Genomic DNA, 2733 nt, shown 5'->3' with positions numbered 1-2733 from the left:
TTTGGAACGTTACTTCCATGTATTCGGGACTTACACCCTATGGGCGTTCATGTAAAAGAACTATATTTACCATTCAAGGCACACACATCGCATATAGCTTATGGCTGGGGTTTAGGTCAAAACAAAATTTATTGTATTTTTAGAAAAATTAATCCTCAACTGAAAAGCTTGTTTGCAGATCATCGCCACAAGCCATATGCGAGGAACGTTGTAAGCAATTTAAAAATCAGAATCTAATTACTAATCAAAAAAACCATTTATGAAAAAGACTATATTGTATTTAGTTGTTCTATTTTCATTTTTCTCTTGTAATAATGATGATGACAATCCTTCTGAATTCCAGGGAACTTATTATGAAATTACTCCTGTAGAAAATCGAACCCAAATAAAATTCACTTCAAATACTGATTTAACTATTATTAAATCGGAAAATACAAGTGACCAATTTAAATATGAGATTAGTGGAGATAATATTTTATTGACGCATGAATCTCAAAGTCAATCACAGAGTTTTGAATTCGTGAAAATTAGTAGTAGTGAATTTAAAATACAAAATTTATATGCTGATATTCCTGAAAACGGAATTTCTTATATGACTTTTAAAAAATAAAACTGCTTACAACACTATATAAAAACAATGCTTAAGCCTGTCTCGAATCGAAACACTTGGCTTACTTGCTACGTCTGATTTTCCTGCGGACCATCACGCTCGCCAGCTCGCACAGTTTTTATACGAGACGTTGTAGGTAAGCTAAAAAAACTTCTATGGAAAATATTAAAAAGTTTCGAGAAGACTTATTCAATTCGTTGAAAGATGCTGTAAAAATACAGAAGTTTATTATTAACACTAGGTCTGATTTTAAATCAGACTTTCCATTTATTAAGAATTCGGACATTAGAGTTAGTTCTATAAGTACAATACTACAGCATTCAAGAATCTTAATAGTTAAGTCCAGATTTATAGATTTTGAATCTAGTTCATATGATCTGCAAGACATTTTACTTGCTGAACGATTCTTGAGATTTCACTATTTCATTGATGTCTTTTCTTCTTTTGAAAATTGTATCCGCATATTGATGAGAAAAACAGAAAATGAAAATTACTATAAAAATCCTGATTTTGTTGGTTATATAAAATCACAAACACAAACCTTTGATAATACAAGCGTACTGCAGTTCTCTAAATTGATTAGAAACTGTATTCACAATAATGGATTCTATTTTCCCGATAAAAAAAAGAAGGAATTCCTTGAAATAAATTACAGAAAAAAAACCTTTAATTTTAGAATAGGTGAGCCAATACAATTTTTAACTTGGGAAATAATTTTTCTTATTGTAGAGGATATAATTAAACTACTTATCAATATATTTAATAGTGCAAAAATCTGCTCTGTAGAATATTTTAGAGACCCAGTATCTCTATATGAGAGCATCGAATAAGAAAGCCTACCTACAACACAGGCTATAATTCATTGCGGTTGAATTCCTTGGCGGAATTCAACGCTATTTTGCTATCTTTCGGCTATGGCGGAAAGAATCCTGCGGATTTTTCCGCAACGAAATCATAGCCAGAAACGTTAGCCTTCATTTAACCAAACTGAACTCAATGAAAAAAAACATTTACGGAATTATAATTGCCATTATCAGCATCATAAATATTCTTTTTATGATTTTCTGCTTTTTTGTGTACGATATGGGACTGAATAATAACATCTACATTATTGGAGGAACAGTTATTTCAATCGGACTCTTGGTTCTGCTATTTAAAAACAATATTTACGGATATATTGGAACCATAATCTTTTATGGAATTCAAATGTTAGGAACGGAATTACTTTTCGAAAATTTCAGATACGGACTGATAATCAGAACGGAATCTGATATAAGTGTCAACTCTGCTGACTTTCAATGGGACTTTAATTTTAACGCAATTATGTTAGTGATTTTGGCAATTTTGGGTTACTTCAGACATAAAAAACTGACTGAATTAAAAGCAGAGGCGGAAACTGAATAATAAAAAACGAAAGGCTAACACCGGCTATAATTCATTGCGGTTGAATTCCTTGGCGGAATTCAACGCTAATTTACTATCTTTCGGCTACGGCGGAAAGAATCCTGCGGATTTTTCCGCAACGAAATCATAGCCAGAAACGTTGCCACACATTTGAGAAACGAATTTTTATGCATGCTAAACAATTAGAAAACGTATTCAAACTTGAGTCCAAAGAACGCTATGGATATCTAATAAGAAAAATTGCTGATTTTGAACAAGTTTTTTTGATTGCTGACAAAGAAGGAAATTACGTTACATGTGGAACTTTAGATAAACTGATTATTCCAATTTGGCCCGAACAGCAATTTGCCCTAAAGTTTATTAAAACAGAATGGAAAAATTGTGTCGTAAAGATGGTTGAATTGGATAAATTTATGGACTGGATGGATAAATTGGAAACAGAAAATTATCTTGTTGGTGGTTTTCCAAATCAAAAACTTAATTCAATTATTGTAAAACCTTTGGAACTTAAAAAACATCTGATTTTCGAATGCCGACAATACGAATAGATTGTTACAAAATTGAATACTCTTGAATTTTAAAAATTATATTTATTCAAACTAGAGAACTGATTGAAACGTGTGGCAATCGAGTAGACGGCTCCGCCAGTAACTGACGGAGTGCGCCTCTCACACCACCGTACGTACGGGTCTCGTATACGGCGGTTCGTATTATCAGAA

Annotated in this window: 5 protein-coding genes; all 5 read left to right on the top strand. The window is 32.2% G+C overall.

Annotation, left to right across the window (positions count from 1 at the left end; translation table 11 throughout):
- A partial coding sequence (locus tag BLP81_RS13730) for a hypothetical protein (protein ID WP_218118880.1) occupies positions 1-237 on the top strand: 237 nt, incomplete at its 5' end.
- 22 nt (positions 238-259) lie between these two features.
- The gene (locus tag BLP81_RS13465) at positions 260-610 is read left to right on the top strand and encodes a hypothetical protein (protein ID WP_143002851.1); all 351 of its coding nucleotides are present in this window, start codon (positions 260-262) and stop codon (positions 608-610) included.
- Positions 611-765: 155 nt separating this feature from the next.
- Positions 766-1440, top strand: a complete 675-nt coding sequence (locus tag BLP81_RS13460; protein WP_093370536.1) for a hypothetical protein — start codon at positions 766-768, stop codon at positions 1438-1440.
- Between the two features lie 166 nt (positions 1441-1606).
- Positions 1607-2014, top strand: coding sequence for a hypothetical protein (locus tag BLP81_RS13455; protein WP_093370532.1), 408 nt, complete (start codon positions 1607-1609; stop codon positions 2012-2014).
- A 167-nt stretch (positions 2015-2181) separates the two neighbouring features.
- Positions 2182-2562 carry a DUF2750 domain-containing protein gene (locus tag BLP81_RS13450; RefSeq protein ID WP_093370527.1) on the top strand — a complete coding sequence of 127 codons (381 nt, stop codon included), beginning with the start codon at positions 2182-2184 and terminating at the stop codon, positions 2560-2562.
- The last annotated feature ends 171 nt before the right edge of the window (positions 2563-2733 follow it).

Source organism: Psychroflexus sediminis (genome assembly GCF_900099815.1).
Lineage (GTDB): Bacteria > Bacteroidota > Bacteroidia > Flavobacteriales > Flavobacteriaceae > Psychroflexus > Psychroflexus sediminis.
Note: the sequence above shows the minus strand (reverse complement) of the source record. Positions and strands in the feature narration are given on the sequence as shown.

Excerpts from the sequence above, each read along its gene's own strand:
- BLP81_RS13465 (WP_143002851.1), top strand. The coding sequence starts at position 260 with ATGAAAAAGACTATATTGTATTTAGTTGTTCTATTTTCATTTTTCTCT.
- BLP81_RS13460 (WP_093370536.1), top strand. The coding sequence starts at position 766 with ATGGAAAATATTAAAAAGTTTCGAGAAGACTTATTCAATTCGTTGAAA.
- BLP81_RS13455 (WP_093370532.1), top strand. The coding sequence starts at position 1,607 with ATGAAAAAAAACATTTACGGAATTATAATTGCCATTATCAGCATCATA.
- BLP81_RS13450 (WP_093370527.1), top strand. The coding sequence starts at position 2,182 with ATGCATGCTAAACAATTAGAAAACGTATTCAAACTTGAGTCCAAAGAA.